The organism is Bacillus sp. AY2-1 (assembly GCF_008368965.1).
Lineage (GTDB): Bacteria > Bacillota > Bacilli > Bacillales > Bacillaceae_G > Bacillus_A > Bacillus_A thuringiensis_S.
In genome coordinates this window covers 1-4,482 of record NZ_QPEL01000188.1, presented here as the reverse complement: position 1 = coordinate 4,482, position 4,482 = coordinate 1, and the positions used below count along the sequence as shown (strand labels likewise).

The following is a 4,482-nucleotide window of genomic DNA, read 5'->3' as shown; positions in this document are numbered from 1 at the left end:
AATTTGGGTTTTAATATAGGTATGTTTAAAGAGCTACAACAAAGTTACCATCAATTTAATATTTTGAGATGTTCCCAAAGCGAAAACCTTTTAGCTTTTACGTTATTTAATAGAGTTCGGTTCATTTTTTATGCACTCAGTTATATAATAAATGACTGAATTTATAGGGTAATAACTTTCAATTAATAATAGAAATATAACTTATTACAATGTTATTTCATTTTTGAAGTCCTCTTCACAAAATCTTTAATGTCCCTCAATTTTTTTCCGCTAATATTATCTTTGATCGTTGAATCTATTTCAATTTCTAATTTTGCAAATGCTGCTCCTACACAATTATAGATACTTGATCCAAAAGCAAGATGTCTTGCAGTACCACTAAATGCCTTTTTAATATCAATGTCAGGACGATAAACGGTGAATTTATCAAACCTTTCAAATATGTTAGAGTCACAATTTGTTGCACCAATCATACAGTAGTATCCACATAACTAGTTACATTCTCCTTTTTCTATTGTTAATAGCTTCGTAATAAAAGCTGTTAAACAGCAAAAGTGCGAAGTCTTAAATTAGACTTCGCACCTTATACAAATTTACAATCCGTGACGATACCAACACAAATGCAATACTATATACATAATCACTCATTATATGTGTTGCTCTTTTAATTGGCCAATGTATAAACAAATCCTTTTACTTAGCCATCCTTCATGATTGGCTTGATTGTTTCTAGATACTTAATCCCTCTATACTCATTTCAAGCGGTAATCCATTCCGATGGAAATTACAAATGACAAAATTTATCCGTTTTTCCTACTTGCTAAATTCAGCAAGTAAAATGTTTTTAAAAAATTCCGGGTTATTAATGTTTAAACTGTTCGAATTGATAGCGAGTATATGTTTACCTCCAAGTGTTCCACCAACAAAAGTGGAAAACCCTGGAACGGCCCCCCTGTGTCCCCATACCGAGACACCGTTCGGAAGCTTAATTTCAAGGATTCCAAGACCATATCCGGTTCCCTCTCTATTTGTAGGAACTGTAGTAAGCATTTGTTTTAACTGCTGTTCCTTCAGTAATTTGCCACCTAGTAAGTAAGAGAAGAATTTGCTTAAGTCGTCAGCAGTAGAAATCATATCTCCATCCGAGCTACCTGGGTTAATATAAGTAACGTCTTTTAGCTCACTCGCTCCGTCTAGTTGCAAATAGCCACGGGCATGCTTAGTCCCTGGAATCACGCTTGAATTGCCAGGTAGGAATGTATTTGACAAATCAAGCGGTTCAATAATCCGATTTTCAACCTCTTCGGCATAACTGTTGCCAGTTACTTTTTCAATAAGGATCCCCAGTAATACGTATCCTGTGTTTGAATAAGACCAACCCTTTCCTGGGGCAAAGTCTGGGGGAAGTGAAATCCCCATCTTTACAAATTCTTCAGCCGTATACGATTTTTTTATATCCGTAATATCAAAGTCTTTTGAATTTATATAGTCAGCAATACCACTTGTATGATTCAATATTTGCCGGATAGTAATCTGGTTACCATCATATCCGTTTCCTTGAATCACACCAGGTAACCATTTTTCAATTGAGTCGTCTAGATTCAAACGGTTCTCTCCAGATAATTGAAGTAGAACTGTTGCAATGAACGTTTTCGTCACACTGCCAATGCGAAAGCGAAAATCTGCTTTCATTGGTTTCTTAGTTCTCAAATCCGCTATCCCAGCACTATAACTCCAAGTTTTACCCCCCTTAGAAATTTGAGCGAGTATTCCCGGGTATCCAAGTTGCAGTTCATCTCGCATTGCTTTCTTAACGGAAGTACGATCGCTTTTCGTACTTGTTTGTAACGAACTAGATACATTTTGCGTAGGTTCTGCTTTTACAATTGATGTTGGTGTTATGTATAACAGGGAACTTCCAGCTATTAAAAGTGCTAGACTTGCACATGTAATTTTACTGCGTGTTTTCATAAAGAATTCCTCTCTTCTATTAAAATTGTATAGATAGTTGATAGCAGTGTCATATACGAACCACACAGCTATCCATTCTCCCAATGATGAAAAGGCAACAATGCATTTGCAATCATTGTACTCATTATTTTCACAAAACACTCTTGTTACTGATTGTTATATATAGGCCGTACTTATCCCCCCTTCACGACTCCTTATATTTTTATCCTACACAATGAAAATCTCTTTTTTCTTACCTATTCCTTACAAATTCCTTACATACAAAATCACTTGTACACTAGGGTTGAAGTAGCATCTGTGCCCGAAAGCGCAAAAAACACCGATGCTTTTCGCTTCAGTGTTTTTGCGCTTTACATATTGAAGATTCGTTTTACTCTTAACAGGTTAAACTGCTAATTTTTTCTAATGCGATTATTCTTCTTGCTATATAAAACAAATTTCATTGTGTTATATGAAACACTATGAAATTTTTCATTAAGGCATATTATTCTAAATTTATTGATGTACTTGAGATGGACTCACTTTTTGAATTTGAACAAGTATATCAAACGCTTTACCTAATGATATATCAACAGTTTTTGGTATATCAGGCCCTTCGGTAGTTATTCCAGCGAAAATTGGATGTTGTTCGTGTAACCAAGTTTTTGTCACGCCGTTCGCCTTACGTAAATCAATAAAAAATTGATCTTTTTTGACCTGTCCAAAAATGTAGTTATAACTGTTTGGATCATCCAATTTTAATGTTCCATAGGGGCCAAATTCACCGTCACTATTAATTGGCCACAGTAAGACTTTATTTCAAACCCACAAAAAATAGATTACCTGTACAATAAAAAGTATAGGTAATCTATTTTTTTTTGAGATTAATAAAAACCTAATTTATTTTTTGAATTCTTCCATCAATAATAGACTGAATTGGTTCTTTTGATTTTTTTATATAATCTACTAATGCTTCAAAATCAGTTGGTCCTGTTTCAGCATCTTTACCGTTTTTAAAAGATACAAATCCATCTCCACCTGAAGCTAAAAATGCGTTCGCAACGACGCTGTAAGTTTTCGAAGGAATAATTTCTTCTCCATTTGTTAAGCGAATACTTGTTACTTTTTCTCCATTAGGCTTGTTCGCATCCCAAGTGTATTGGATCCCTGAAATTTGAAGCATTCTTGTTATGTCTTTTTGCCATTGTTGATTTAAAATATCACGAATGTCTTGGCCTGTTAAATTTACTTTTATTAATTGATTTCCGAATGGTTGAATACCATATATCTCGCCCCATGTAATATCACCAGCATCTAAGTCATTACGAATACCACCAGGATTCATAAGTGCAATTTGGGATTGCATTGTTGTACGCTGGGCATCAGCAACTAAATTTCCAAGAGTAGATTCACCAGCCGTATTGAGTTTGCGATCTAGTGGAGCAATAGACTTACCTACAACTTCATTAACAAGAGGTGCGATTTTTGCTTGATATTTCTCCATCTTCTTCTTTATTTTTTTATCAGGCTCCATGCCTTCATGGTAAGTTGTAACAATTTCTGCTTTTTTCTCAACAATATCTTGTGTCTTACGGTCAATCTTTACATCAACATCAGCAAAAGCCATACCATAAGAATTTGCTTGTACGACAAGTTTATTATTAACAGTTCCATTTACATACGTGTGGCTATGCCCACCAAAAATAACATCGACTTCTGGATCAGTCTCATTTGCTAATCGGACGATATCACCATTCGTTACGCCGTTCCCATCTGTTGTACCTCCGTTATGTGCAAGAACAACGATAGATTTAACGCCTAGTTTTTTTAATTGCTTTACGGATTTGTTAATAGCTTCAACTTCATCTGTAATTTCCACATTCTTTAGCATAGTAGGCATAACAAGGTTAGGAACATCCGTTGTTACAACTCCGATAAATCCAACAGGAACTCCTTGTACCTTTTTTATAGTGAATGGTGGTAAAAATAAACGACCGGTGGATTTATTATAGAAATTTGCAGCAACATATGGGAATTTTGCTCCTTTAAAATTCCCTGTTTTCTCATGATATCCACCATAAATAAGGCGGTTCATTTCCGCAACACCTTCATCAAATTCATGATTTCCTATAGTTCCAACATCGAATTTCAAATCATTTAGAAATTCAATCGTAGGTTCGTCTTGTAATAATGCTGAAACAGGAGTACTTGCTCCAACAACATCGCCAGCATGTACCTTTAATGTATTCGGATTTTGTTTTTCACGATCACGTAAATAAGCCCCTAAGTACTCAATTCCCCCTGCATCTTTATTGTTAATTTTTTTTACAGTGTCTAGTTGCCCATGAAAATCGTTAATACCGAGCATTTGCACATCTATGTAGCGGTTTGGTTCTGTACTCGCTTGGATTGAAGGCGCAGCAAATACACTAGTAAAAGTAACTGTACTTAATGCTAAAGCAACTGGAATGATTTTTTTCAACATAAAATTTCTCTCCCCTAATTAAAATCTGACATAATACGATGTTATTT

Annotated in this window: 3 protein-coding genes and 1 pseudogene; all 4 read right to left on the bottom strand. The window is 35.0% G+C overall.

Annotated elements, in window-relative coordinates; translation table 11 throughout:
- Positions 1-212: 212 nt before the first annotated feature.
- A complete protein-coding gene (locus DN403_RS27970; RefSeq protein ID WP_149185988.1) occupies positions 213-473 on the bottom strand; it encodes a cytochrome in 261 nt (86 codons plus the stop codon).
- Between the two features lie 340 nt (positions 474-813).
- Positions 814-2,037: a serine hydrolase domain-containing protein gene (locus DN403_RS27965; RefSeq protein ID WP_015945838.1), complete on the bottom strand. Its 1,224-nt coding sequence runs from the start codon at positions 2,035-2,037 to the stop codon at positions 814-816.
- Between the two features lie 429 nt (positions 2,038-2,466).
- Positions 2,467-2,745: pseudogene (locus tag DN403_RS27955) on the bottom strand (erythromycin esterase family protein); the annotation flags it as partial.
- Between the two features lie 100 nt (positions 2,746-2,845).
- The gene (locus tag DN403_RS27950) at positions 2,846-4,435 is read right to left on the bottom strand and encodes a bifunctional metallophosphatase/5'-nucleotidase (RefSeq protein WP_000913771.1); all 1,590 of its coding nucleotides are present in this window, start codon (positions 4,433-4,435) and stop codon (positions 2,846-2,848) included.
- Positions 4,436-4,482: the final 47 nt, after the last annotated feature.